This is a genomic window from Micromonospora sp. NPDC003816 (genome assembly GCF_042874705.1).
Taxonomy (GTDB): Bacteria; Actinomycetota; Actinomycetes; order Mycobacteriales; family Micromonosporaceae; genus Micromonospora.
In genome coordinates, this window is the sequence record NZ_JBIANP010000001.1 from 1,202,673 (window position 1) to 1,227,248 (window position 24,576).

Consider the following 24,576-nt stretch of genomic DNA (forward strand, 5'->3'; position numbering starts at 1 on the left):
ACGTGCCGCCAAGCCACTCGGTGCAGGCACCGGTCGTCGTCCTCGGCGGCGGACCGGTGGGCATGGTGACCGCCCTCGCGCTGGCCCGCTACGACATCGGTGTGGTCGTGCTGGAACAGGGCCATGACGAGGTGCGCTCGGAGTGGCGCGGCTCGACGGTGCACCCGCCGACGCTCGAACTGCTCGACGAGCTGGACCTGGCCGCGCCGGTGCTCGCCGAGGCCGTCCGGGTACGCCGGCTGGACTACCGCGACCTCGAACTGACCGAGTCCGCCCAGTTCTCCTACGACCTGCTGGAGGGCGAGACACGCTACCCGTTCCGGCTCCAGTACGAGCAGTACAAGCTGGTCCGGCAGTTGCGTCGGGCGGTCGCCGAGACACCGAACGTGGACCTGCGTTTCGGCCACGAGGTGGTCGGGCTGCGCCAGGACGACACCGGCGTCGAGCTGGAGGTGGCCGTCGACGGCGGGCGGCGTACCGTGTCGTGCCACTGGGCGGTGGCCGCCGACGGGGCGCACAGCATCGCCCGCAAGCTGCTCGACGTGCCGTTCCCCGGTTTCACGTACCCGTCGATGAGCCTGGTGGTGGCCACGCCGTTCCGGTTCGAGGACGCGGTGCCCGACCTGAGCGAGGTCGGCTACTGGTCCGGCCCGCGCGGCCGGTTCTCGCTGATCCGCACCCCGGACATCTGGCGCGCCGCGCTGTCGACGAACACCGGGGTCGACGACGAACCGCCGACCGGCACGCACCCGGACTTCCTGGCCGCCGTGGAGCTGCTGCTGGGCTCGCCGACGCCGCCGGACGGGTTGCTGCCGCTGCACCAGCACCAGATGTACCGCAGCCACCAACGGCTGGCCGACTCGTTCCGGATCGGTCGGGTCCTGCTGGCCGGCGACGCCGCCCACCTGAGCAGCACGACCGGGGGCATGGGCCTGAACTCCGGCATCCACGACGCGATGGCGGTGGCCGCCGCGCTGGCCGAGTCCGACCAGGAGACCGCGACCACCGCGTACGCGCAGCGACGCCGCTCGATCGCCGAGCGCTTCGTGCAGCCGACCACCACCGAGAACCGCACCTCGGCGGACGCGGCCGACCTGGCCGGGCGCCGGGAGCGGCTGGTCCGGCTGCGGGCGGTGGCCGACAACGCCGAGGAGGCCCGAGCGTATCTGCGGCGGGTCAGTATGCTCGGGATCCAGCACTAGGCGCCGCACGCCGGTGCCCGCCCGACGGCACGCACGAGAGGTCACTGTCGAATGGAGTCAGCGGTGCCGGTGAGTGAGCCGGCGGACGGCCACCGTTACACCGCGAGCGGCCTGGGTCGCGCGCTGGCCGTGATCGACCTGCTCGCCGAACGCAGCCCCGAGATGGTCGGGGTCTCCACCGTCGCGCGGGACCTGAGTCTGCCCAAGGCGGTGGCCCACCGCATCCTCAAGGAGCTCACGGCCAACCAGTTCGTCACCTTCGACGAGGAGACCCGGCGCTACCGCCTGGGACCGGGGGCGCTGGCCGCCGGTCTGGCCGCGCTGCGCGCCATCGACGTGCAGGCGACCACCAACCGGCACATGCGACGGTTGGTGGAGATCACCGGGGAGACGGCCACGCTGTCGATGCGGCAGGGCTGGGTGCGCGTCTACACCGACCAGGTGCTCTCGCCGCACGAGATCCGGATGTCGGTCACGCTCGGTTCCCGGCACTCGCTGGTCGCCGGCTCGTCGTCCAAGGCGATCCTGGCGGCGTTGCCCGACGCCGAGGTGTCCGAGTATCTGTCCACGCATGAGCTGGTGTCGATGACGTCGGCCACCATCACCTCCGTCGAGCAGCTCTGGGAGGACCTGCGGGCGGTACGCGGGCAGGGCTACGCGGTGAGCCGGGGTGAACGGCAGGCGGGTGCGGCGAGCGTGGCGGCGGCCATCCGGCTCGCCTCCGGCGAGGTCTACGGGTCGTTGTCGCTCTGCGGCCCGCAGGACCGTTTCTCCTCGCGCCTGCTGACCGAGTACGGCGATCTGGTGGCCGACGCGGCCCGCCAGGTCAGCGCCGAGCTGGGTTACCAGTCCGCCCCGGAGTCGGCCGAGGCCGCGCCACCGGCCAAGCGTCGCAGTCCTCGCCGTCAGGTGGCCCGTGCCTCGGCCGACCAGCCCGACAGCAGCTCGGCCGAGGTCGTGGTCTCGCAGAAGTAGAACCCGAGGTTGCGGATCGCCGGCTCGGCCAGGTCCGGGCGGGTCCAGCCGACCATGTCCGTCGGCAGGGTGACGGCCAGGTCGGCCATGTACGCCTCGCGCACGGTCGAGTCGACGCAGACGTTGGCCGCCGTGCCGACCACCACCACGTGGTCGCGTTCGTGTGCCCGCAGCAGGTTGTGCAGGGGCGTGCCGACGAAGGCGCTGTAGCGCGTCTTCTCCAGGTGGCAGTCGCCGGGCGCGGGGCGTAGCCCGTCGGCCAGTTCGGCGCCCCAGGAGCCCGCCTCGCAGACGCTGAGCGGGCTGCGGCCCATCGCCTCGGCGCGGGCCCGGCGGGCCGGTGACACGAGCTGGTCGTGGGCGGCCTGCCGGACCCAGACGACGAGGCAGCCGGCGGTCCGCGCCGGGTCCAGGAATCCGGGCAGCCGGCGGGCCAGATCGGCGTTGACACCGACGTCGGCGCCGAGCGTCGCCATGGCCCCGGCGGGGGAGCAGAAGTCGTTCTGCATGTCGATGACCAGCACCGCGGTCCGCCACGGGGGGTACTTCATGAGGTTTTCTCCCAAATCAGGGGATTGATCCGGATCGATGATGCCGAGTCGGGTCCTACAGGCCATTGACCTTGCCGCCGAACATAGCTTACGTTCGCACCAACAGAACGGCGTACTGCACAAGCGAACAATCTCGCGATCAAACGCGGGCCGGTCGGTGACAGGGGTAGCCCATGAGTGCGATCAAAGTGGAGGGCGTCAGCAAGGTCTTCGCCGGCGCCGGCGGGCAGTCGATGCTCGCCCTGAGCGACGTCTCGCTCGACATCGCCGACGGCGAGTTCGTCGTGCTGCTCGGGCCCTCCGGGTGCGGCAAGACCACCCTGCTGCGCATCATCGGTCAGTTGGAGAGCCCGACCGTCGGCCGGGTGAGCCTCGACCACGGCACGCGGTCCGACGGCGACCGCCCTCTGGGCTTCGTCTTCCAGGAGGCCACCCTGATGCCCTGGCGGACCGCCGCCGCCAACGTGGCCCTGCCGCTGGAGATGGCCGGCGTCGGCCGCCGGGAACGCACCGCGCGGGTCCGCGAGATGCTCGAACTCGTCGGCCTGCCGGAGGCCGAGGGAAAGCACCCGCACCAGTTGTCGGGCGGCATGCGCCAGCGGGTCTCCATCGCCCGCGCGTTGGCACACGACCCGCAGGTGCTGCTCATGGACGAGCCGTTCGGCGCGCTCGACGCGCAGACCCGCGACATGATGAACTCCGAGCTGCAGCGCATCTGGCTGGAGAACCGCAAGACGGTCGTCTTCGTGACGCACTCCGTCTCCGAGGCGGTGTTCCTCGCCGACCGCATCGTGATGCTGGGGACCAAGCCCGGCCACATCCACTCCATCACCGAGGTGACGCTGCCCCGGCCGCGCACCATCGACATGACCGAGACCGCCGAGTTCCGCCATCTCGCCGCCGAGCTGCGTCGACAGATCGGCGCGGTGCAGGACCCCGACAACCGATCCGCCGTCTCGGCCTGACCGCATACCGAGGTGCCGCACAGTGACTGCCACTCAAGAGCGCCAGCCGGCGCCGACACCCTCCGCCGAAGAGTTGCTGAAGCCACCACCGCCGACCTGGAAAGAGCGGCTGCGCAACAACCGGTGGCTGTCCTTCTACACCAGCCCCCTGCTGATCGCGCTGTTCCTCGTGGCGTGGAAGATCTACGTCGAGGTCACCGACCTGTCCCGCTTCGTGCTGCCGCCGCCGGAGGCGGTGTTCAAGGCGTTCAGCGAGCAGATCGTCGACCCGTTCGTCTGGCGGACCCACATCTGGACGACCTTCTACGAGGTCATGATGGGTCTGGCGCTGGCGATCGTGCTGGGCGTCGGGCTCGGCCTGATGATCGGCAAGTCGCCGCTGTTCGACCGGATCGTCCGGCCGTTCATCGTCGCCACCCAGGTGGTGCCGAAAGTCGCGCTGGTGCCGCTGTTCATCCTCTGGCTCGGCTTCGGCCCCTCCTCCAAGGTGGTCATCGCCGCGCTGCTGGCCTTCTTCCCGCTGCTGATCAACACCTCGTTCGGTGTCCGGTCGGTGCCGGGCTCCATGCACGACCTGATGACGACGCTCAAGGCGTCGCGGTGGACACGGTTCTGGAAGGCCGACCTGCCGTACACGATGCCCTTCATCCTGGCCGGCATGGAGCTGGCGGTCGTCCAGGCGACCATCGGCGCGATCGTCGGCGAGTACCTCGGCGGTGACAAGGGCCTCGGCCGGTACGCGGTCAACCTGCAGAACAACCTCCAGGTCGACAAGCTGTTCGGCGCGATCCTGATCATGGCCCTGTTCGGCTTCACCCTCTACAGCATCGTCACCGGCGCTCGCCGGTTGCTGATCCCCTGGCACGAGTCCGTGCAGCCGCGCCGCCGCCCCTGACCGACGGCCCGGCTCTCACCTGACACACCACACGACCCGGTCGGCGCCGCGACGCGGCACTGGCGGACCTCTCCTTGCCCAAATCCGTCACCCATCCGTACCTTCCTCGCCCCGGGAGTCCTCCGTGACACATAACCCCTCCTTCGGCGCGCCGGTCTCCCGGCGCTCGCTCCTGCGGTTCGGCGCCTCCGCCGGGCTGCTGCTGCCCACCGCCGGCGGCATGACCCTGATGCTCAGCGGCTGCGGCGGCGACGACAACCAGGTCAACGCCGACGGCAGCCTGAACGGCTCGTACATGACCGCCTCCGGCCTGACGTTGAGCTTCGTGGAGACGATGGTCGCCAAGGAGCGCGGCTACTTCGCCGAGCACGGCCTCAACCTGGACATCAAGGGCGGGCAGGGCACCGCCACCGCCATCCAGGCCGTCCTCGGCGGCTCGGCGGACATGACCCGCGCCAACGGCATCAACGCGATCATCGCGGTGGCCAACGAGGACGCGCCGTTCGTCAGCATCGCCAGCGTCCGGCAGAAGTCGCAGTTCGAGGTGGTGTCCCTGCCCGACGACCCGATCCGCAGCCCGGCCCAGCTCGCCGGACGCACCTGCGGCATCGTCTCCACCGGCGGCGCCACCGAGAACCTGCTCGACGTGATGCTGATCAACGCGGGCATCGACCCCGGGTCGGTGCAGCGTCCGGTCACCGGTGTCGGCACCGCCGCGTACGAGTTGGCGCGCCGGGGCGAGGTGGACGCCTGGATCTGCGTCAACACCGACCGGGCCACCATCCAGAAGGAGATCGGCGAGGTCGTCTTCTTCAGCACCGACGAGCACGCGCCGATGCCCTCGGACTCGTACAACACCAGCCTCAAGATGGTCGAGTCGGACAGCGACATGCCGGTGCGGTTCCTGGCCGGTGTACTCAAGGCCATCGACTACGCCAGCAAGGAGGAGAACTGGGAGCAGGTCATCAACGACCTGCGCAAGTACAACCCGGAGGCGGACGCCGCCCAGGCCCGCGCCGAGCTGCCCCTGCTGGTGGAGAGCTGGCAGGCCGCCGGCCCGGAGAACACCCTGCAGATGAACCCGCAGACCTGGCTCACCGGCCAGGAGAGCCTGGTCAAGGCCAAGCTGGTCAACTCCGCCGCGCCGATCGAGAAGCTCATCTACCCGGACTACCTCGCCCGCGCGAGGGAGCTGTGACGGCCGACCCGGCCGCCGTCGGTGGCGCCGCCGCGGTCCTCGCGGCGGCGGCCGCCAGCGGGGTGCGCCGGCTCTGGTTCAACAGCGGCTCCGAGCTGACCTCCTTCCAGGAGGCCGGCGCGCAGGCACGCCAGAAGGGCGAGCCGACCCCGGAGATCATCACCTGTCCGCACGAGCACGTCGCGCTGACCGCCGCGATGGGCGAGACCATGGTCTCCGGTGGACCCAGCATGACGGCCGCCCACGCCGACCTCGGTCTGCTGCACCACGGCGGCGCGATCCACAACGCCATGTGGGGCGACCACCCCATCATGATCATGTCGGGGTATCCGCCGACCCGCGCGGAATCGCGTACCTCGCCGGTGTTCTGGAAGCAGCAGCGCTGGGACCAGGGCGCGATCGTGCGCCAGTACGTCAAGTGGGACTACAAGCTCTCCGCCCTCGACGACGCCGCCCTGGTCGTGGCGCGTGGCCTGCAGGTCGCGCTGGCACCCCGACGCGGGCCGGTCTATCTGGCGATGCCGGAGGAGGTGGGACGCCACCCGGTGCCCGTCGGCGACCGGGTGCCCAGCGCCCAGGCGCTCGGCGTGCCGACCCTGGGTCCCGGCGACCCCGGCATGGTCAGCGAGGTGGCCCGCCGCCTGCGGACCGCCCGCCGCCCGGTGGTGGTCACCGACCGGGTCGGCGAGAACCCCCGCGCGGTGCGGCTGCTCGCCGAACTGGCCGACACCCTGGGCGTGGAGGTGCGCGCCTCCCGCTACCGGGTCAACCTGCCCGACGACAACCCGTGGCACACCAGCGCGCCGCTGGACCAGTTCGACGTCGTCGTCGTACTGGACCACCCGGTGCCGTGGATGCCCGCGGTGGAACAGCCCGCCGAGGACGCGTGGATCGGCTGGGTGGGACCCGACCCGATCGAGAGCAGGGTCCCGCTGTACGAGTTGCGGGCCGACGCCCGCACGACCGCCGACCCGGCGGCGTTCCTCGCCGCGGTGCTCGGCGAGGTCGGCTCGGGCGACGCCGACACGGTGCGGCAGCGCCGCGAGCGCCCCCCGGGCGTCGGCACCAAGCGGCACACCGCCGGCAGGGGAGCGGCCGGCGGTGTGCCCACCCCCTCGTTGATCGCGGCGGCACTGGACGCCCACCTGCACCCCGACGACCTGCTCACCTGGGAGGTCTTCGACACCACGGCGGTGCGCCGCACGAAGCCGGGCACCCTGTTCGAGAAGGGCGGCTCCAGCCTCGGCTGGTCGGTGGCCGCGGCCACCGGCGCCAGCATCGCCGCCGGTGGCGCGCACGCCGTCGCGGTCACCGGGGACGGCTCCTACCTGTTCGGCTCGCCGGACTCGTGCCTGTGGTTGCAGCAGCAGCACGACGCCCCGATCGTCACCGTCGTGGTCAACAACGGCGGGTACCGCACCGGCACCACCACGCTGGCCGCGCACTACCCGGACGGTCTGGCCGTCGCCGAACCCACGGTCCTCGGCGGTCACCTCACCCCGTCGCCGGACTTCGCCGCGCACGCCCGCGCGCAGGGCTGCTACGGCGAGCGGGTGGTGCGCGCGGCCGATCTGAGCGCCGCCCTGGACCGGGCCCGTGCCGCCGTGCAGCGCGACCGGGTACCGGCCGTGCTGGACGTCTGGGTGCCCGAACACCTCACCGGGTCGATGGACCCGGATCGCCGGGCGCGCACCCCGGCCGCTGACGAAGGGACCAGTGATGGCTGAGGTCGTCTCCCCGATCGACGCCCGGGTCCTGGCCCGGGTGGCGCCCGCCTCGCCGGACGAGGTGCACGCCGCGGTCCGCGCGGCGCGGGCCGCGCAACCGGCCTGGGCCCGGCGCACCGGCAGCGAACGCGGCCGGATCCTGCACGCCGTCGCCGACCTCATCGAGGCCGCCGTCGAGGAACTGGCCGAGATCGAGACCCGCAACACCGGCAAGATCCTCAGTGACACGCGGCGGGAGGTACGCCGGGCGGCCGGCAGCTTCCGCTACTACGCCGGCTGGGCCGAGCAGGTACGCGGGGAGACCATCCCGGTCGGCGTGGAGTACCACACGTACACGGTGCCGGAGCCGCACGGCGTGGTCGCCGGGGTCATCCCGTGGAACGTGCCGTTCTTCTTCGCCGCCAAGAAGATCGCCCCGGCGCTGGCGTTCGGCAACGCCTGCCTGCTCAAGCCGGCCGAGGAGACCCCGCTGACCGCCCTGCGGCTGGCCGGGCTGCTGACCGAGGCCGGCGTACCCGAGGATCTGGTGGCGGTGTTGCCCGGCGGTCGGGAGACCGGCGCGGCGCTGGTGTCGCATCCGGACGTGGACCTGATCGTGTTCACCGGGCACCACGACACCGGTAAGGCGATCGCCCGCGCGGCGGCGGAGCACCTGACGCCGGTCGCCCTGGAGCTGGGCGGCAAGTCACCGCAGGTCATCTTCGGCGACGCCGACCTGGACCGGGCGGTCGACGCGGTGGTGCTGGGCGTCTTCGCCTCCTGCGGCCAGATGTGCATCGCCGGTTCCCGGCTGGTGGTCCACGAGTCGGTCTACGACGAGGTCCTCGACCGGATCGCGGAGCGGGTACGCGGACTGCGCGTCGGTGACCCGTTCGACGACGACACCGACCTGGGTCCGCAGATCACCTCGGCGCAGCGGGACAAGACGGCGCAGTTCATCGCCGAGACCCGTGCCGCCGGACGGCTGGTGGCGCAGGCCGCCCTGCCCGACGACGAGCGGCTGCGCGACGGCTTCTACGTGCCGCCGACGGTGTTCGACCGGTTGGACGCGCAGGCCCGGCTGCTGCGCGAGGAGGTCTTCGGCCCGGTCCTGGCGGTGTCGTCGTTCCGTGACGACGCCGAGGCGCTGCGGCTGGCCGACGACACCGACTTCGGGCTGGCCGCCGGGGTGTGGACCGCCGACATCGCCCGGGCGCACCGGTTCGCCGGGCAGGTCCGCGCCGGCACGGTCTGGATCAACACGTACCGGGTGCTGTCGGACCTGGTGCCCTTCGGCGGGGTGGGCCTGTCCGGGTACGGGCGGGAGAACGGCACCGAGGCGGCCCGGCTGTTCCTGCGGCCGAAGTCGGTGTGGACCTCGCTGACGGCCGGCACACCGCAGGGGTACGGCCTGGGTGGCGCGGGTGCCGCAGGCTGACCGCCCGCCCGACGCGGCGACCGAGGAGGTGGGTCGCGGCGGGCTCGCGTTGCTGCGGGACCGCCGCTTCGGCCCGTACTTCTTCGGGTCGCTGGCGTCCAACACCGGCACCTGGTTCCAGAACGTCGCGGCGATCCTGACCATCTTCGCGTTGACCCGCTCCGCCTTCATGGTGGGGCTGGTCACCGCGTTGCAGTTCGCGATGCAGTTGGTCCTGGCACCGGTGATCGGGGCGGTGGCCGACCGGGTCGACCGGCGGCTGCTGATCATCGTCGGGCAGACGCTGGGCGGGACCGCCGCCGCGGTGCTCGCGGTGCTGGCGTTCCTGGACCTCCTCAACGCCCCGCTGCTGTTGACGTTCGTGGCGCTGTCCGGGGTGGGGCAGGCGATCACCGGGCCGGCGGCCCAGGCGCTGGTGCCCAACATCGTCGGACGTGCCGACGTCCCGCAGGCCATCGCGTTGCACTCGCTCACCTTCAACCTGTCCCGGGCGATCGGCCCGGTGGCCGGGGCGGCCACGTACGCGCTGGCCGGTGCCGGTGCCGCGTTCGCCGTCAACGCCGCCAGTTTCCTGGTGTTCGCGCTGGCACTGGCCGGCGTACGGCTGCCCCGGGCGCAGCCCGGGGCCGGCAAGCGCCGGCTGGGCGTGTTCGACGGGGTGGCCTACGTCCGTTCCCGGCCGGAACTGGTGCGCTGCCTGGTGGCGGTGGCCCTGATCGGGTTGGCGATGGAGCCGATCAACACGCTGTCACCGCTGTTCGCCGAGGGCTTCGGCGGCGGTGAGCTGATGGTGGGCATCTTCATCACCTGTTTCGGGCTCGGTTCGGCGTTGATCGCCGGCTGGGTGGGCCGGTTGCGGCGGGTGATGGGCAGTGGCCGTACCGGTGCGGTCGGGGTGGCCGCCCTGGGCGTCGGGATGGCGGTGCTGGCGGTCAGTCCGGGGCCGGTGATGGCCACGGTGGGCATCGCCGTGGGCGGCGCCGGTTACCTGCTGGCGGTCAGCGACGTCAACGCCACCATGCAGCACGGCCTGGCCGACGAGGTGCGGGGCCGGGTGATGGCGCTGTGGTCGATGTGTTTCCTGGGCATCCGTCCGGCGGCGGCGATCCTGCACGGCTGGCTGGGCGACGCGTTCTCCGCGCGTACCGGCGCGGTCGTGGCGGTGGTGGCCGCCGTGGCCGCCGCGGTGGTGCTGCGCGCCCGACGGGCGCTGCGCGCCGCCGGGGGGTGAGGGGCGTGCGTTGACCCCACACCTGACAACAAACTATTCTGCTGAGCGAAACACCGTTCGCTTGATGCGAACGATAGGAATGGGGGCTCCCGTGCACGACGGACCGCTGACCGGCCTGCGCGTCATCGACGCCTCGACGATCCTGGCCGGACCGCTGTGCTGCCAGATCCTCGGCGACTACGGCGCCGACGTCATCAAGGTCGAACACCCCGTCGCCGGCGACAGCATGCGCGGACACGGCCACGCCAAGGACGGCGTACCGCTGTGGTGGAAGGAGATCTCCCGCAACAAGCGCACGCTCGGGCTCAAGCTGTCCACCCCGGAGGGCGCCGACCTGCTGCGCCGCCTCGCCGCCACCGCCGACGTGCTGGTGGAGAACTTCCGACCCGGCACCCTGGAACGGTGGGGGATCGGCCCCGACACGCTCCTGGAGATCAACCCGGCGCTGGTCGTCGTCCGCATCTCCGGCTTCGGCCAACGCGGCCCCTACGCGCACCGGCCCGGCTTCGGCACCCTCGCCGAGGCGATGAGCGGCTTCGCCCACCTCACCGGCGACGAGAACGGCCCACCCACCCTGCCCGCGTTCGGCCTGGCCGACAGCATCTGCGGCATCGCCGCCTCCTCCGCCACCATGGTCGCGCTCTGGGCCCGCCAACAGAACGGCGGCAAAGGCCAGGTCGTCGACCTCAGCCTGCTCGAACCGATCATGATGGCCGTCGGTCCCGGACCCACCGTCTACGACCAGCTCGGCATCATCGGCCACCGGCACGGCAACCGCTCCACCAACAACTCGCCCCGCAACACCTACCGCACCCGCGACGGCTCCTGGGTGGCGATCTCCACCAGCGCCCAGTCCATCGCCGAACGGGTGCTGCGCCTCGTCGGACACCCCGAGGTCATCGACGAACCGTGGTTCGCCTCCGGACGCCAACGCGCCGAACACGCCGACCTGCTCGACTCCTACGTCGGCGGCTGGATCGCCGAGCGCACCCGCGACGAGGTCATGCGGGCCTTCGACGAGGCCGGCGCCGCCGTCGCGCCCGTCTACGACGCCCGCGACATCGTCACCGACGACCACGTCCGCGCCGCCGAGATGGTCGTCGACGTCCCCGACCCCGACTTCGGTCAGGTCCTGATGCACAACGTCCTGTGGCGGATGTCCGAGACCCCCGGCCGGATCCGCTTCACCGGCCGGGCTCTCGGCGCCGACACCGACGATCTCCTCGTCAACGAACTCGGCTGCACCCCCGACACCGTCGCCGACCTGCGCGACCGGGAGATCGTGGCCTGACGGCCACCACCACGAAGGTAAGGATTGCCGTGACCACCATGAGCACCACCACCAACCCGGCGAGCGGAACCCAGGCGCTGCTGGCCGCCGTCGCCGCCGGCACCCGGGTGTACGACCTGGGCCGTCGCCTGAGCATCGGCATGCCCCAGTCGCCCAACCACCCGCCGTTCTGGCACGCCCTGCCACGTCGGCACGGCGACGCGGTCCGCGTCGACGGCGGCTCCGCCGCCAACGACATCATCACCATGGGCACCCACGTCGGCACCCACATCGACGCCTTCTCGCACGTCTCCCAGGACGGCCGGCTGTTCGACGGCTCCGACGCCGCCGCCGCCGGACGCGGCGGACGCTTCGCCGACCTGGGCGCACACACCATCGCCCCGATGGTGCGCCGTGGAGTGCTGCTCGACGTGCCGGCCGCGCTGGGCACCCCGCAGGGCTGCGCCGCCGGCTACGAGATCACCCCGCAGGACCTGACCCACACCGCCGAGCAGCAGGGCACCCCGCTGCGCCCCGGCGACGTGGCACTGATCCGCAGCGGCTGGGGCCGACTGTTCAGCGACGACGACCGCACCCGCTTCGTCGGCCACGACAGCGGCGTACCCGGCGTTGGCGAGGCCGGCGCCACCTGGCTGGCCGACCAGGGCATCCACGCCGCCGGCGCGGACACCATCGCCTTCGAGTGCCTGCGCCCCGGCGCCGGCCACAGCGTCCTGCCCGCGCACCGGGTGCTGCTGGTCGAACGCGGCGTCTACATCATCGAGACCATGGCACTGGAGGAACTGGCCGCCGCCGGAGTGCACGAGTTCCTGTTCGTGCTCTCGCCACTGGCCATCTTCGGCGCCACCGGCTCGCCCGTACGCCCGCTGGCGGTGGTCGTCGATGCCTGACCAGACCCTCGCCCGGCAACTCGCCGCGTTCGCCGCCCACGCCCGCACCACGCCCCTGCCCGCACCGGTCGTCACCAGCGTGCGCCAGCGGGTCCTGGACATCCTCGGCCTGTGCGTCGCCGCGCACCGGCTCCCCACGAGCCACGCCGCCCTCGACCACGTCGCCGAGCAGGGTGGACGCCCCCAGGCGTACGTCGTCGGCCTACCCGAGGCGGTACCCGCCGCGCAGGCCGCGTTCGGCAACGGCGTCCTGGCCCACTCGCTGGACTACGACGACACCCACCTACCCTCGGTGCTGCACCCCAGCGCCGCCGTGGTGCCGGCCGCCCTGGCCGCCGCGCAGGCCGCCGGCGCCGACGGCGCCGCCCTCACCACCGCCGTCGCGGTCGGCATCGAGGTCACCGTCCGCCTCGGCATGGCCGGCTACGACCCGGAACTGAACAACTCGGTCTTCTTCGAACACGGCCAGCACGCCACCTCCATCTGCGGGGCGATGGGCGCCGCCGTGGCCGCCGGCATGCTCGTCGGCCTCGACGAGGACGGCCTGCTGGACGTGCTCGGCGTGACCGCGTCGATGGCCGCCGGAGTGATCGAGGCCAACCGCACCGGCGGCACCGTCAAACGGCTGCACTGCGGATGGGCCGCACACAGCGCCGTCACCGCCGCCGACCTGGTCCGACGCGGCTTCACCGGACCACCCACCGTGCTGGAGGGCCGGTTCGGGTTCTTCACCGCCTTCCTGCGCGGCGAAGCCGACCACGCCCAGGTCACCGACGGACTCGGTGAACGCTGGGCGGTGCCGGACATCTTCTTCAAGCCCTACCCGGCCAACCACTTCACCCACGCCGCCATCGACGCCGGACTGGCGCTGGGCGCCCAGGACGTGCCGCTGGACCGCATCGACCACATCGAACTGCGGGTACCCGCCGCCGTGATCCGCACCATCGGGCAGCCCATCGACACCAAACGCACCCCGGACACCGGCTACCAGGCCCAGTTCAGCGGCCCGTACGCGGTGGTCGCCGGCCTCTTCGGCGGCGGCGGCCTGGGCCTCGGGCTCGGTGACTTCACCGACGACCTGGCCCGCGACCCGGCCCGCCGGGCCCTGATGGCCCGCGTCGACGTGGTCGCCGACGACGAGTGCACCAAGATCTTCCCCTACCAGTTCCCGGCCGTCGTGACCGTCCGCACCGACGACGGCCGGACCTGGCGCGAAGAGGTCCTGACCAACCGGGGCGGCCCACAACGACCGCTGTCCGACGCGGAACTGGCCATGAAGTTCCGCGACAACGTCGCCGGTCGCCTCGACCCGGACACCACCGACCAGGTGGTGGCCGCCGTCGCCGGCCTCGCCGACGTCACCGACGTGGCCGACCTGCTGCGCCCACTGACCCGGCTGCGCACCGCCACCGACTGACCCACCCGCGACCCGTCGCCCGCCGACCATCAGGAGCACATCATGCAACCCTTCGATCTCGTAGTGCGCAACGTCCGCGTGGTACGACACGACCAGGCGGAGCCGACGGCGCTGGACATCGGCGTACGCGACGGCCGGGTGGCCCACCTCGCCCCGCACATCGACACCACCGAGGCGACCACGGTCGTCGACGGCGGCGGCAAGCTCGCCTTCCCCGGCGTCGTCGACGCCCACCAGCACTGGGGCATCTACCACCCGCTGGCGCAGGACACCGCCACCGAGAGCCGCGCCTGCGCGCAGGGCGGCGTCACCTCCGCCATCAACTACATCCGCACCGGCCAGTACTACCTCAACCGGGGCGGACCGTACGGCGAGTTCTTCCCCGAGGTCCGCGCCGCCACCGACGACCGCTCCTTCGTCGACTACGCCTTCCACGTGGCGCCGATGACCGCCGAACACATCGACGAGATCCCCGACCTGGTTCGCGACCACGGCGTCACCTCGTTCAAGATCTTCATGTTCTACGGCGGTCACGGCCTGCACGGACGCTCCGCCGACCAGAGCTCGTTCCTGATGATCCCGCCCGACGCCCGCTACGACTACGCGCACTTCGAGTTCGTCATGCGCGGCGTGCAGGCCGCCCGCGAACAGTTCCCCGAACTGGCCGACGAGATCTCCCTGTCCCTGCACTGCGAGACCGCCGAGATCATGTCCGCGTACACCCGGATGGTCGAGCAGGACGGCACCCTGACCGGCCTCGCCGCGTACAGCGCCTCCCGCCCACCGCACTCCGAGGGCCTGGCGGTCAGCATCGCCGCCTACCTCGCCCACGAGACCGGCCTACCCACCATCAACCTGCTGCACCTCTCCTCGGCCAAGGCCGTCGACGCGGCGATCCGCATGGCCCAGGCGTTCCCGCACGTCGACTTCCGCCGCGAGGTCACCATCGGTCACCTGCTGGCCGACATCGACACCGCCTACGGCCTCGGCGGCAAAGTCAACCCGCCGCTGCGTCCCCGCGAGGACGTCGAGGCGCTCTGGGCACACCTGCTCGACGGCCAACTCGACTGGGTCGTCAGCGACCACGCCTGCTGCCGCGCCGAGGTCAAGTTCGGCGAACCCGACGACGACATCTTCGTCGCCAAATCCGGCTTCGGCGGCGCCGAATACCTGCTGCCCGGCCTGATCAGCGAAGGCACCAAACGCGGCCTGTCCTACGCCCGCGTCGCCGAGCTGACCTCGTGGGCGCCGGCCCGCCGCTTCGGCCTGGCCACCAAGGGCGCCATCGCCGAGGGCCTGGACGCCGACTTCTGCCTGGTCGACGCCGAACACACCTGGACCGTCCGCGCCGACGAGTCACTGTCCGCGCAGGACTACACCCCGTTCGAGGGCATGGAACTGACCGCCCGCGTCACCGACACCTTCCTGCGCGGCGAGCAGATCCTGCGCGACGGCACCGTGGTCGGGCAGCCACGCGGCCGCTACCTGTCCCGCCCGACCCGCCCGTGACCGCCGTCGGCACGTCCCCCGCGATCGCCCGCAGCTACCTGTACGTGCCGGGGGACCAGCCCGACAAGCTGACCCGGGCCGCGACACGCGGCGCCGACGCCTGCATCCTCGACCTGGAGGACGCGGTCGCACCCGCCCACAAGAGCACCGCCCGGGACACCGTCGCGACATTCCTCGCCGACGCACCCGCCGGCCCCCAATGGTGGGTACGCGTCAACGCCGACACCCCCGCCGCCGACATCGGCGCGGTGGCCGGGGTACACCTGACCGGCATCGTGGTGCCCAAGGCCGACGTCGACCTGCTGACCGAGGTGGACGCGCTGCTCGGCGACGCCGAACACGCCCACCGCCTGCCAGCCGGTTCGCTGGTCGTCTTCGCCCTGCTGGAAACCGCCGGGGGAGTGTGGCGGGCCGACGCGGTGGCCGCCGCCCGCCGGGTGGTCCGGCTCGGTCTCGGCGAGGCCGACCTCGCCGCCGAACTGCGCCTGCAACCCGGACCGGACAAGGCCGAGCTGTGGCCGATGCGGTCCCGTCTGGTGCTCGCCGGCGCCGCCGCCGGCCTCGCCCCGCCCGTCGGCCCCACCGAGACCGCCCTGCGCGACCCGGACCGCCTCGAACAGACCAGCCGGCTGCTGCTGCGGCAGGGTTTCCGGGGCCGCACCGCCATCCACCCCGCACAGGTGCCGGTGGTCAACCAGGTCTTCACACCGACCGACGAGGAGGTGGCCGCCGCCCGCGACATCGTCGACCGGCTGACCGCCGCCGAACGCGACGGCTCCGGCGTGACCGTCACCGCCGACGGCCGGCTCATCGACGCGGCCGTGGCGCGCAGCGCCCACGAGATCCTCGACCGCGCCACCGCAGGCGGATAACCTGCGCCACCGGCCCCGGGGTGCGTGACACCCCGGGGCCGAACCCTGCCATCAACAACCCCATGGGCACCCGCGCCTCGACCAGCCCACCGAACCCGACCCGCCCACCTCACCGCGCCGACTCCCGTAACGCCACCAGACCCGCCGCCAACCGCCGCACCTCCGCCGCGTCCAGCCCGACCACCGACCCACTCCACGGCAACTCCGCCCGCACCGCCTCCGCCGACGACCCCGCACCCAACAGACCACCCACCAACGCCGCCACCGTGTCCGTGTCCCCACCACCGCGCACCGCCGCCACCAACCCACCCCGCACCGAATCCGCGCCCCGCACACAGTGCAGCACCGCCGCGACCGTCTCCGCCGCGTCCAGCCCGACCCCCGACGGCGGGGGAGACCACCCACCCGCCGCCACCGCACCCACCAACCAGGCCAACCGTGGCGCGTCCCCACACACCGGCCGCGCCACCTCCACCCACTCCACCGCCCGCGCCACCACCACCGCCATCGGCGCACCCGCCACCGACCACGACGCACACCCGGCCATCACCACCGCCGACGCCAACGCCTCCGGCGCCCGATGCGTCGCCCGCGTCACCTCCACCGTCCGCGCCACCAGCAGATCCACCCGCTCCGGCGGCACCGACCACCCGACCGGCAACGCCCGCATCGGCGCGCCGTTCGTGCCACCCTCCCGATCGGCGGGCACCGCCCCGGTCGCCCGGAACGCCGCCAGCGCCGCCCGCGTCGACGGCCCCGCACCCGGCACCGGCGGATCCTGCGCCGCCATCCGCGACAGGAACGTCACCGCGTCCACGGCACCGCCACCGTCCACCAGACACCGCGCCACGAGCAGCGTCAACGCGGTGTCGTCCGAGGTCGCCCCGGCCGCCCACCGGTCACTGGCCCGAGGCGTCTCGATCACCTCGTCACCGTCCCGCGTCGGCGGACGCCCCTCGTATGGCACCCCCAACGCGTCCCCACAGGCGTACGCCGTCAGCGCCCCCGCCACCCCATCCACGACACTCGACACACCCGCAGCCTAGGCGCACCGAACGAGGGGAGTGGTCGACTACTGAGCGTGACCGGAGCGGGCGAGGCGGAATCCCACGTCGTCGATCGCGTAGCTGGGGTGACTGCGCCGCCGCACCGACGCCCGGCAACTCCACTTCTCGTCGAACCAGCCGCCGCCCCGCAACACCCGGTAGGTGCCGTACACCTCGGGGTCGTACACGTCCCAGCACCAGTCCCAGACGTTGCCCAACATGTCGAACAGACCCCAGGCGTTGGGCCGCCTACCGCCCACGTCGCGCAGCCGTTCACCGGAGTTGCCGCGATACCAGGCGATCTCGTCCAACGGCCCGTAGCGAGGACCAGCGGTGCCGGCCCGGCAGGCATGCTCCCACTCGGCCTCGGTGGGCAGCCGGTACCCGTCGGCCCCGGTGTCCCACTCGACGTCCTCACCGTCGACCCGGTACGCCGGCCGCAGCCCGTCGGCCTCGGACAGGGCGTTGCAGAACCGCACCGTGTCCCACCAGGATACCGTCTCCATCGGACGACGGCGCTCGTCGGCCGCACAGGGGACACCGACGACCGCGGCGTACCGGGCCCGGGTCACCGGATACGCGGCGAGGCGGTACGGCCCGACGTCGACCGGCCAGCTGCGCTGCGTACGCCGGTCCGTCAGCACCACACGTCCCGCCGGAACGTTCACCATCACGCTGTCGGAGTCCACGAGGAGCAGATGCTACCGATCCAGGCCCACCATCGGGTCCTTCCGGCCGGTCAGCCCAGGTTCGATAATCGACATTATGTAAAGCTGACGTTTCGACGCGCTCCCCGAGAGGGGGCACCACCACAGCCCGGGATGTAAGGAAGGGTCCCCTGCTATACACCAGGCGTTAGCAAGGGACCCTTCCTTGCATCCCGGCGCGGTGCGGTTCGTCGACGATCATTCAGCCGGCGGTGCACGCCGACCGGTCGGTGCCGGTCGCTCGCAGCCGGCACCGACCGGCACGTCCGGGCGGCCCCACCCCTATCGCGCGCGCCACGTCGCCGCCGCCTGGGAACCCCTCAATCCAGGCGCAGCCGAGGAACCAGCCCCGTGGCGCCTTTCCGACGCCCGGCACGGCTCGCGCCGGAAACCGCCCCGCTCCCCTGGGTCGACCATGAACCCGAAAATCATGCATAATATCCCTTATGCATGACAAAAGGGATGAAGCGGTCCAGGTGCTGATCGAGGAGTTCCTGACGTCGCGGGCGACGCGCAAGCCCTCCCCGCACACACAGGCGGCGTACCGGCGGGATCTGGTCGCGGTGGCCGCGCTCGCGGCGGAGCTGGCCACCCCTCCCCTCCCCCTCGACGCCCTGTCGATCGAGGCGCTCTCCCCCAGGCTGATGCGGGCAGCGTTCGCCCGCTTCGCCGCCGACCGGGCCGCCGCCTCGGTCGGTCGTGCCTGGTCGACCTGGAACGGCTTCTTCTCGTTCCTGGTGGCCGAGCAGGTGGTGGCCGGCAATCCGATGCCGGCCGTGGGTCGGCCCCGGGCGCCGCTGCCGGTGCCGAAGCCGCTGCGGGGTGAGGACACTCCCGAGCGGCTGCTCGCGGCGGCGGCGCAGGCGCGAGGTCGGCAGCGCGATCCGTGGCCGGAGCGGGACGTGGCGGTGTTGGCGCTGGCGTTGTGTGCCGGGCTGCGGTTGTCGGAGCTGCTGGCGCTGCGGGTCGGTTCGCTGGCGGGTCGGCCGGGTGAGCGCCGGCTGGAGGTGGCCGGTAAGGGTGGGCGGCCTCGGGTGTTGCCGGTGGAGCCGGATCTGGACGCGCTGCTGGCGGACTATCTGGACAGTCGGGTGCGGCGGTTCGGTGCGCGGTCGGTGCGGCCGGGGTCGCCGCTGCTGGTGGATCGGGAGGGTGAGGCGTTGCGGCGGGGTGGTCTGCAGTATCTGGTGGAGTCCTGTTACCGGCGTGCGGGGATCGGTGACCGGGTGCCGCGTGGGGCGCGGTTACACGCGTTGCGGCACACGTTCGCGACGCGGTTGGCCGAGGACGGGGCGGGTGCGGCGGAGATCATGCGGTTGTTGGGGCATGCGTCGTTGGCGTCGTCGCAGACGTACATCGAGGTGACGTCGGGGCAGCAGCGGGAGGCGGCGCGGGTGAATCGCACGTACCGGGCGTTGGTGGGGTTGGTGCGGTCTCAGGCGGGGTGAGCGTCGAGGACTGCCGGGAGGACGGCGGCGATGGCGGCGGTGGGGTCGAAGTCGGGGTCGGGGTTGGCGAGTTGGTTGTTGAGGAGGCCGTCGAGGAGGGCGAGCAGGAGCCGTAGGGCGGTGGTGGGGTGGCGTGCGCCGAGTGCGGCGAGCAGGGGTGTGGCCCAGGCGGCGAGGTCGTGTTGGCGTCGGGCGATCTGGTGTTGCAGGGCGGGGTGGTGGGCGGCTTCGGCGAAGATCGCGAGGCGGGCGAGGGTGAGGGCGCGGTGGGTGGTGGTGAGGTCGTGGGCGAGGGCGCCGAGGGCGGTGGTGAAGGTGTCGGGGTCGATGTGGTCGAGGGTGCCGGCGAGGTGGTTCCAGCCGGTGGTTTCGAGGTCGAGGATGCGGGTGAGGACGCCGGCGATGAGGGCTTCGCGGGTGCGGTAGCGGTTGGAGGTGGAGCCGGTGGGGAGTTCGGCCTGGTCGTCGACGGCGCGGTGGGTGAGATGGCGGGGGCCGCGGGTGCCGAGGACGGCGATGGCGGCGTCGAGGAGGCGTTGTTGGCGGGCGTCCACGGAGGTGAGACTACAGCAGTAGTGGCTGCGACTACATCTGTAGTACGGTCGGGTGATGCGAGGATCAGCGGCTGTCATCGGAGGCGGCGTGGGTGGGCTGGCGGTGGCGGTGGGACTGCTGCGCGCCGGGTGGACGGTGTCGGTGTTCGAGCGGGCGGCGGGGCTGCCCGGGGCGGGTACCGGGTTGGGGATCTGGCCGTCGGCGTTGCGGGCGTTGGATCGGCTCGGTGTGGGTGCGCTCGCGCGGGAACGGGGTCGGGAGCAGCCGGACGGGGCGATGCGTCGCCCGGACGGGACGGTGATCGCCCGGTTGGACGTGGGGCGGATCCGTCGGCGGCACGGTGAGGGGGTGCTGCTGCTGTCCCGGCCGGCGTTGCTGGGTCTGTTGGCGGAGGCGTTGCCGGCGGGCACGGTGCGTTTCGGGGCGCCGGTGGCGGGTCCGGCGAAGCTGGGTGACGGGTACGACGTGGTGGTGGGCGCGGACGGGATCCGCAGCGCGACCCGGGTGGCGATGTTCGGTGATCGGTTCCCGCTGCGGTACTCGGGGGTGACGGCGTGGCGTGGCACGGTGCCGTTGGAGGTGGCCTCCGGTGGGGAGACGTGGGGTCCGGGGCGCAAGTTCGGGGTGACGCCGCAGGGTCCCGGGGTGGCGAACTGGTACGCGGCGGTGGCGGCGCCGGAGGGTTTCCGGCCGCCGGAGGGTGATCTGGCGGCGTTGCGGGGGTGGTTCGGTGACTGGCACGACCCGGTGCCGGCGGTGCTGGATCGCGTCGACGTGGCCGGGATGTTGCATCACGACGTGCACTATCTGTCGCCGGTGCCGACGTACGTGCGGGGGCGGTGGGTGTTGCTGGGCGACGCGGCGCACGCGATGACGCCGGATCTGGGGCAGGGTGCCTGTCAGGCGTTGATCGACGCGGTGGCGTTGTCGGAGGCGTTGGCGGTGGAGTCGGACGTGTCGGCGGCGTTGGCCCGCTACGACGGGGTGCGGCGGGTGCCGACGCAGCGGATGGCGGCGATGGCGGTGCGGGCGGGACGGTTGGCGCAGGTGCGGCGGTTCACCGGGGTGCGGGACGTGGCGTTGCGGTGGGCGTTGGCGTTCGGTCCCCCGGGCTGACGGTGGTGGTCGCGGCGTCGGGTGTGGAAGGCTACGGGTGACGCGACTGGCGGCACCGGGGATGGATAGGACCATCGGGGAGCTCGTCGTGGGGGTCGTCCGCCTGGGCCTCCACGATCGAGGTGAGCCATGTCCACGACGTCGACGACGGCCCGGTTGTTGCCTGGTGGGCCGGTGGCGGAGCAGGTTCTGGTCGAGGTGGCCGAGGGTGTGGCGGCGTTGCGGGCGGCGGGGGTGACTCCGGCGTTGGCGACGGTGCTGGTGGGTGACGACGAGGCGAGCGCCGGTTACATCCGGATCAAGCAGCGGCAGGCGGCGGAGTTGGGCTTCGCGTCGCCGCACGTGCGGTTGCCGGGGTCGGCGTCGCAGGCGGATCTGCACGCGGTGGTGGCGGATCTGAACGCGGACCGGGGTGTGCACGGGGTGGTGGTGCAGCATCCGGTGCCGGGTGGGTTGGACTACGACCGGGCGTTGCAGGTGCTGGACCCGGAGAAGGACGTGGACGGGATGCATCCGGTGAACGTGGGGCGGTTGGCGCTCGGGCTGCCGGGGCCGGTGCCGTGTACGCCGGCGGGTGTGGAGGCGTTGTTGGCGTTCCACGGGGTGCCGGTGGCGGGTCGGGAGGTGGTGGTGTTGGGGCGCGGGGCGACGTTGGGGCGTCCGTTGGCGCTGTTGTTGGCGCAGAAGCGGCCGACGGCGAACGCGGCGGTGACGGTGGTGCACACGGGGGTGCCGGACTGGCCTCGGTATACGCGGCGGGCGGAGATCCTGGTGGCGGCGGCGGGGGTGCCCGGGATCGTGCGGCCGGATCATGTGCGGCCGGGTGCGGTGGTGGTGGGTGGTGGGGTGCGGTATGCGGGGCGCCGGTTGTTGCCGGATGTGGATCCGTCGTGTGGGCGGGTGGCGGGGGCGATCACGCCGCGGGTCGGTGGGGTGGGTCCGGTGACGGTGGCGATGCTGTTCCGTAACGCGGTGCGGGCGGCGGCGAGGTCAGCCGAGGTCGACCAGGAGGGGTCGGTGGTCGGAGATGGTGGCCAGCGGGGTCTGCACGGCGGTGACCGGTGGTAGGCGGTGCAGGTCCTGTCGGTCGGCGAGGATGTGGTCGAGTTGGACGCGGGGTTGCCCGGCGGGGTAGGTGGGGCGGCGGCCCAGGGGGTGCCAGCGGGACACCAGGCGGGTGGCCCAGGTGGGCAGGTTGAGGTCGCCGAGCAGGATGCGGGGTGCGGGCAGGGCGCGGAGGACGCGGACGGCCTGGCGGAGTTGGCGGATGTTCCAGCCGGGCACGAAGGACAGGTGGGTGGCGGCGACGGTGAGGGGCCCGTGCGGGGTGTCCAGGACGGCGGCGAGGACGACGCGGGGTTCGTCGTGCAGCAGGATGAGGCCGCCGCGGGGGCCGGGTGCGTAGACCGGGGACCGTACGGGTGCCGGGCGTAGGCGGGTGACGTGCCAGCTGCTGACGGGGTGGCGGGAGATCAGGCCGACGCCGTAGCAGGGTTCGCCGTGGCCGTCGTCGTCGTGGGTGAGGGGGCGGAACGCTTCGCCGGGGGTGCCGACGACGGCGGCGGCGAAGCGGTGTTCGGTGGCGCCGAGGGCCTGGGCGGCGATGGCGGTGAGGTCGTGGTTGCCGCTGCGGGACTGGTCGCGGTCGACTTCCTGGAGGGCGAGGACGTCGGCGTCGAGGGCGGTGACGGCGGCGGCGAGGCGGGCGGGGTCGACGAGGCCGTCGGTCAGGGACCGGCCGTGCAGCAGGTTGAACGTGGCCAGGCGCACCGTGTCACCTTATCGACGCCGTGGCACAGTTGCCCGATGCTGCGGGTGTTGTTCTGTTCGGTGCTGGTGTTCGTGGCGGTGGGTGCGGTCGGGGTGTGGTTGCGGCGGCGTCGGGGCCGGTGAGGCTGGCCACAGGTGGCGGCGTCGGTCGTCTCGGGGTGGGAAGAATGCCGCCGTGGATCTGGATCCGTCGACTGTCGCGCTGTTGCTGACCGCTGCCGTGTTGGCCGGTTGGGTGGACGCGGTGGTGGGTGGCGGCGGGTTGTTGTTGTTGCCGGCGTTGTTGGTGGCGGCGCCGGGGATGCCGCCGGCGACGGCGTTGGGCACGAACAAGTTGGCGGCGATCGCGGGGACGTCGGCGGCGGCGGTGACGTATGCGCGGCGTACTCGTGTCGACTGGGCGGTGGTGGGGCCGGCGGCGGTTCTGGCGGTGTTGTGCGCGGGGGTGGGTGCGGCGTTGGCGGGGGCGGTGCCGCCGTCGGCGTACCGGCCGGTGGTGTTGGTGGTGTTGGTGGCGGTGGCGGTGTTCGTGGTGGCGCGGCCGAGGTTGGGGGTGTCGGCGTCGCCGGGTCGGCGTACCCGGGTGCGGGTCGTGGTGGCGGTGCTGGTGGCGGGGGTGGGTATCGCGTTGTACGACGGGTTGATCGGGCCGGGTACGGGCACGTTCCTGGTGGTGGCGTTCACGGCCCTGGTGGGGGCGGATTTTCTGCACGGGTCGGCGATGGCGAAGGTGGTGAACGCGGGGACGAACGCGGGGGCGTTGGCGGTGTTCGCGGTGACGGGGCATGTGTGGTGGCTGTTGGGTGCGGCGATGGCGGTGTGCAACGTCGTGGGCGCGATGGTGGGTGCGCGGATGGCGTTGCGGCGGGGTGCGGGGTTCGTGCGGGGGGTGTTGTTGCTGGTGGTGGTGGCGTTGGTGGCGAAGTTGGGCTACGACCAGTGGCGGGCGGGGTGAGCGGCGCGACGCGGCGCGTGTGATCATCGGCGGGTGTCGGTGCGCGCGGAACACGACCGGGCCGTCCTGGCGGGTCTGTTGGGGCGGGATCCTCGGCTGCACGCGTACGAGTTGGGTGATCTGGACGATTTCTTCTGGCCGTACACGTCGTGGTTTCGGCGTGGGGACGCGGTGGTGTTGCTGTATCACGGTGCGGTGTCGCCGACGGTGGTGGCGTTGACGCGGCCGGGCGGGGTGGCGGCGGTGTCGGCGTTGCTGGGTGAGGTGGTGCCGGTGTTGCCGGCCCGGTTGGAGGCGCACCTGTCCCCCGGTGTGGAGGTGGCGTTGGCGGGGGCGTTCGAGGTGACGTCGTCGGGGACGCATCTGAAGATGGCGTGGACGGATCCTTCCCGCGCGGTGGGGGTGTCGCCGGCGGGGGTGGTGTTGGGGCGGGCGGATCTGCCTCGGCTGCGGGAGTTGTACGCGGTCGCGTATCCGGGGAACTGGTTCGACGCGCGGATGGTGGACACCGGCCGGTACGTGGGGGTCAGTGACGGTGAGCTGTTGGTGGCGGTGGCGGGGGTGCATGTCTTCTCCCCCACGTATCGGGTCGCGGCGATCGGGAACGTGACGACGCGGCCGGGGTGGCGGGGTCGGGGGTTGGCGGCGGCGGTGGTGACGCGGCTGTGCGAGGTGTTACGGGCCGACGTGGACCATGTGACGTTGAACGTGAAGGCCGACAACGGGGCGGCGGTGCGGTTGTACGGGCGGTTGGGGTTCACCCGGGTGGCCGAGTACGGCGAGTTCCGGCTGCGCGCCGGTGCCCGCTGATTGTCGGTGGCGGTGGTGGCCCGGTGGCC

23 protein-coding genes and 1 riboswitch are annotated in these 24,576 nt (G+C 72.3%); of the genes, 18 read left to right on the plus strand and 5 right to left on the minus strand.

Annotated features, from left to right (window positions below; all coding sequences use genetic code 11):
- The first annotated feature begins 2 nt into the window (after positions 1–2).
- Positions 3–1,202: an NAD(P)/FAD-dependent oxidoreductase gene (locus ACFYTT_RS05120; RefSeq protein WP_176094141.1), complete on the plus strand. Its 1,200-nt coding sequence runs from the start codon at positions 3–5 to the stop codon at positions 1,200–1,202.
- 63 nt (positions 1,203–1,265) lie between these two features.
- Positions 1,266–2,177 (plus strand): IclR family transcriptional regulator, encoded by a 912-nt coding sequence (locus tag ACFYTT_RS05125; protein ID WP_236145642.1) that lies wholly within the window; start codon positions 1,266–1,268, stop codon positions 2,175–2,177.
- Here the strand turns inward: ACFYTT_RS05125 and ACFYTT_RS05130 are convergent.
- Positions 2,108–2,728: a cysteine hydrolase family protein gene (locus ACFYTT_RS05130; protein ID WP_161594922.1), complete on the minus strand. Its 621-nt coding sequence runs from the start codon at positions 2,726–2,728 to the stop codon at positions 2,108–2,110. The two genes, ACFYTT_RS05125 and ACFYTT_RS05130, sit on opposite strands and share 70 nt — an antisense overlap.
- Before the next feature lie 173 nt (positions 2,729–2,901).
- On the opposite strand from ACFYTT_RS05130, the gene ACFYTT_RS05135 reads away from it, so the two are divergent.
- From ACFYTT_RS05135 to ACFYTT_RS05185, 11 genes are all read left to right on the plus strand, one after another.
- Positions 2,902–3,693, plus strand: a complete 792-nt coding sequence (locus ACFYTT_RS05135) for an ABC transporter ATP-binding protein (protein WP_176094142.1) — start codon at positions 2,902–2,904, stop codon at positions 3,691–3,693.
- A gap of 22 nt (positions 3,694–3,715) precedes the next feature.
- Complete coding sequence (locus tag ACFYTT_RS05140) at positions 3,716–4,588, plus strand: ABC transporter permease (RefSeq protein ID WP_176094143.1); 873 nt, start codon at positions 3,716–3,718, stop codon at positions 4,586–4,588.
- A 124-nt stretch (positions 4,589–4,712) separates the two neighbouring features.
- Positions 4,713–5,786: an ABC transporter substrate-binding protein gene (locus tag ACFYTT_RS05145; RefSeq protein ID WP_176094144.1), complete on the plus strand. Its 1,074-nt coding sequence runs from the start codon at positions 4,713–4,715 to the stop codon at positions 5,784–5,786.
- Positions 5,783–7,513, plus strand: coding sequence for a thiamine pyrophosphate-dependent enzyme (locus ACFYTT_RS05150; protein WP_387257843.1), 1,731 nt, complete (start codon positions 5,783–5,785; stop codon positions 7,511–7,513). The genes ACFYTT_RS05145 and ACFYTT_RS05150 overlap by 4 nt, the downstream gene beginning before the upstream one ends.
- Entirely contained in the window at positions 7,506–8,930 is a 1,425-nt protein-coding gene (locus tag ACFYTT_RS05155; protein ID WP_387257844.1) for an aldehyde dehydrogenase family protein, read from the plus strand. Before ACFYTT_RS05150 ends, ACFYTT_RS05155 begins: the two co-directional genes overlap by 8 nt.
- Entirely contained in the window at positions 8,917–10,161 is a 1,245-nt protein-coding gene (locus ACFYTT_RS05160) for an MFS transporter (protein ID WP_176094147.1), read from the plus strand. The genes ACFYTT_RS05155 and ACFYTT_RS05160 overlap by 14 nt, the downstream gene beginning before the upstream one ends.
- A gap of 91 nt (positions 10,162–10,252) precedes the next feature.
- Entirely contained in the window at positions 10,253–11,452 is a 1,200-nt protein-coding gene (locus ACFYTT_RS05165; RefSeq protein ID WP_131051645.1) for a CaiB/BaiF CoA-transferase family protein, read from the plus strand.
- A gap of 38 nt (positions 11,453–11,490) precedes the next feature.
- Positions 11,491–12,342, plus strand: a complete 852-nt coding sequence (locus tag ACFYTT_RS05170; protein WP_176095850.1) for a cyclase family protein — start codon at positions 11,491–11,493, stop codon at positions 12,340–12,342.
- Positions 12,335–13,759 (plus strand): MmgE/PrpD family protein, encoded by a 1,425-nt coding sequence (locus ACFYTT_RS05175; protein ID WP_387257845.1) that lies wholly within the window; start codon positions 12,335–12,337, stop codon positions 13,757–13,759. Before ACFYTT_RS05170 ends, ACFYTT_RS05175 begins: the two co-directional genes overlap by 8 nt.
- A 42-nt stretch (positions 13,760–13,801) precedes the next feature.
- Positions 13,802–15,268 (plus strand): dihydroorotase family protein, encoded by a 1,467-nt coding sequence (locus tag ACFYTT_RS05180; RefSeq protein ID WP_176094149.1) that lies wholly within the window; start codon positions 13,802–13,804, stop codon positions 15,266–15,268.
- The gene (locus ACFYTT_RS05185) at positions 15,265–16,140 is read left to right on the plus strand and encodes an HpcH/HpaI aldolase/citrate lyase family protein (protein WP_387257846.1); all 876 of its coding nucleotides are present in this window, start codon (positions 15,265–15,267) and stop codon (positions 16,138–16,140) included. Before ACFYTT_RS05180 ends, ACFYTT_RS05185 begins: the two co-directional genes overlap by 4 nt.
- Before the next feature lie 109 nt (positions 16,141–16,249).
- Here ACFYTT_RS05185 and ACFYTT_RS05190 read toward each other — a convergent pair whose 3' ends face one another.
- Together ACFYTT_RS05190 and ACFYTT_RS05195 are read right to left on the minus strand one after the other, a co-directional pair.
- On the minus strand, positions 16,250–17,173 hold the full coding sequence (locus tag ACFYTT_RS05190; protein WP_387257847.1) for an ADP-ribosylglycohydrolase family protein: 924 nt from the start codon (positions 17,171–17,173) through the stop codon (positions 16,250–16,252).
- A 39-nt stretch (positions 17,174–17,212) separates the two neighbouring features.
- A complete protein-coding gene (locus tag ACFYTT_RS05195; RefSeq protein ID WP_387257970.1) occupies positions 17,213–17,857 on the minus strand; it encodes a formylglycine-generating enzyme family protein in 645 nt (214 codons plus the stop codon).
- 482 nt (positions 17,858–18,339) lie between these two features.
- Here ACFYTT_RS05195 and ACFYTT_RS05200 point away from each other — a divergent pair, with 482 nt between their 5' ends.
- A complete protein-coding gene (locus ACFYTT_RS05200) occupies positions 18,340–19,341 on the plus strand; it encodes a tyrosine-type recombinase/integrase (RefSeq protein WP_387257848.1) in 1,002 nt (333 codons plus the stop codon).
- Here ACFYTT_RS05200 and ACFYTT_RS05205 read toward each other — a convergent pair.
- Complete coding sequence (locus ACFYTT_RS05205; protein ID WP_387257849.1) at positions 19,329–19,895, minus strand: TetR/AcrR family transcriptional regulator; 567 nt, start codon at positions 19,893–19,895, stop codon at positions 19,329–19,331. The two genes, ACFYTT_RS05200 and ACFYTT_RS05205, sit on opposite strands and share 13 nt — an antisense overlap.
- A 55-nt stretch (positions 19,896–19,950) precedes the next feature.
- Here ACFYTT_RS05205 and ACFYTT_RS05210 point away from each other — a divergent pair, with 55 nt between their 5' ends.
- Together ACFYTT_RS05210 and ACFYTT_RS05215 are read left to right on the plus strand one after the other, a co-directional pair.
- Complete coding sequence (locus ACFYTT_RS05210) at positions 19,951–21,012, plus strand: FAD-dependent monooxygenase (RefSeq protein WP_387257850.1); 1,062 nt, start codon at positions 19,951–19,953, stop codon at positions 21,010–21,012.
- Positions 21,013–21,044: 32 nt separating this feature from the next.
- Positions 21,045–21,128: riboswitch (ZMP/ZTP riboswitch) on the plus strand.
- A 13-nt stretch (positions 21,129–21,141) separates the two neighbouring features.
- Positions 21,142–22,080, plus strand: a complete 939-nt coding sequence (locus ACFYTT_RS05215) for a bifunctional 5,10-methylenetetrahydrofolate dehydrogenase/5,10-methenyltetrahydrofolate cyclohydrolase (RefSeq protein WP_387257851.1) — start codon at positions 21,142–21,144, stop codon at positions 22,078–22,080.
- Here ACFYTT_RS05215 and ACFYTT_RS05220 read toward each other — a convergent pair.
- Positions 22,003–22,782, minus strand: coding sequence for an endonuclease/exonuclease/phosphatase family protein (locus ACFYTT_RS05220; RefSeq protein ID WP_387257852.1), 780 nt, complete (start codon positions 22,780–22,782; stop codon positions 22,003–22,005). The two genes, ACFYTT_RS05215 and ACFYTT_RS05220, sit on opposite strands and share 78 nt — an antisense overlap.
- 175 nt (positions 22,783–22,957) lie before the next feature.
- Here ACFYTT_RS05220 and ACFYTT_RS05225 point away from each other — a divergent pair, with 175 nt between their 5' ends.
- Entirely contained in the window at positions 22,958–23,737 is a 780-nt protein-coding gene (locus tag ACFYTT_RS05225; protein ID WP_303393493.1) for a TSUP family transporter, read from the plus strand.
- Positions 23,738–23,770: 33 nt separating this feature from the next.
- Complete coding sequence (locus tag ACFYTT_RS05230) at positions 23,771–24,547, plus strand: GNAT family N-acetyltransferase (protein ID WP_387257853.1); 777 nt, start codon at positions 23,771–23,773, stop codon at positions 24,545–24,547.
- The last annotated feature ends 29 nt before the right edge of the window (positions 24,548–24,576 follow it).

Excerpts from the sequence above, each read along its gene's own strand:
- ACFYTT_RS05130 (WP_161594922.1), bottom strand. The coding sequence starts at position 2,728 with ATGAAGTACCCCCCGTGGCGGACCGCGGTGCTGGTCATCGACATGCAG.
- ACFYTT_RS05135 (WP_176094142.1), top strand. The coding sequence starts at position 2,902 with ATGAGTGCGATCAAAGTGGAGGGCGTCAGCAAGGTCTTCGCCGGCGCC.
- ACFYTT_RS05155 (WP_387257844.1), top strand. The coding sequence starts at position 7,506 with ATGGCTGAGGTCGTCTCCCCGATCGACGCCCGGGTCCTGGCCCGGGTG.
- ACFYTT_RS05170 (WP_176095850.1), top strand. The coding sequence starts at position 11,491 with ATGAGCACCACCACCAACCCGGCGAGCGGAACCCAGGCGCTGCTGGCC.
- ACFYTT_RS05175 (WP_387257845.1), top strand. The coding sequence starts at position 12,335 with ATGCCTGACCAGACCCTCGCCCGGCAACTCGCCGCGTTCGCCGCCCAC.
- ACFYTT_RS05180 (WP_176094149.1), top strand. The coding sequence starts at position 13,802 with ATGCAACCCTTCGATCTCGTAGTGCGCAACGTCCGCGTGGTACGACAC.
- ACFYTT_RS05195 (WP_387257970.1), bottom strand. The coding sequence starts at position 17,857 with ATGGTGAACGTTCCGGCGGGACGTGTGGTGCTGACGGACCGGCGTACG.
- ACFYTT_RS05200 (WP_387257848.1), top strand. The coding sequence starts at position 18,340 with ATGCATGACAAAAGGGATGAAGCGGTCCAGGTGCTGATCGAGGAGTTC.
- ACFYTT_RS05210 (WP_387257850.1), top strand. The coding sequence starts at position 19,951 with ATGCGAGGATCAGCGGCTGTCATCGGAGGCGGCGTGGGTGGGCTGGCG.
- ACFYTT_RS05215 (WP_387257851.1), top strand. The coding sequence starts at position 21,142 with ATGTCCACGACGTCGACGACGGCCCGGTTGTTGCCTGGTGGGCCGGTG.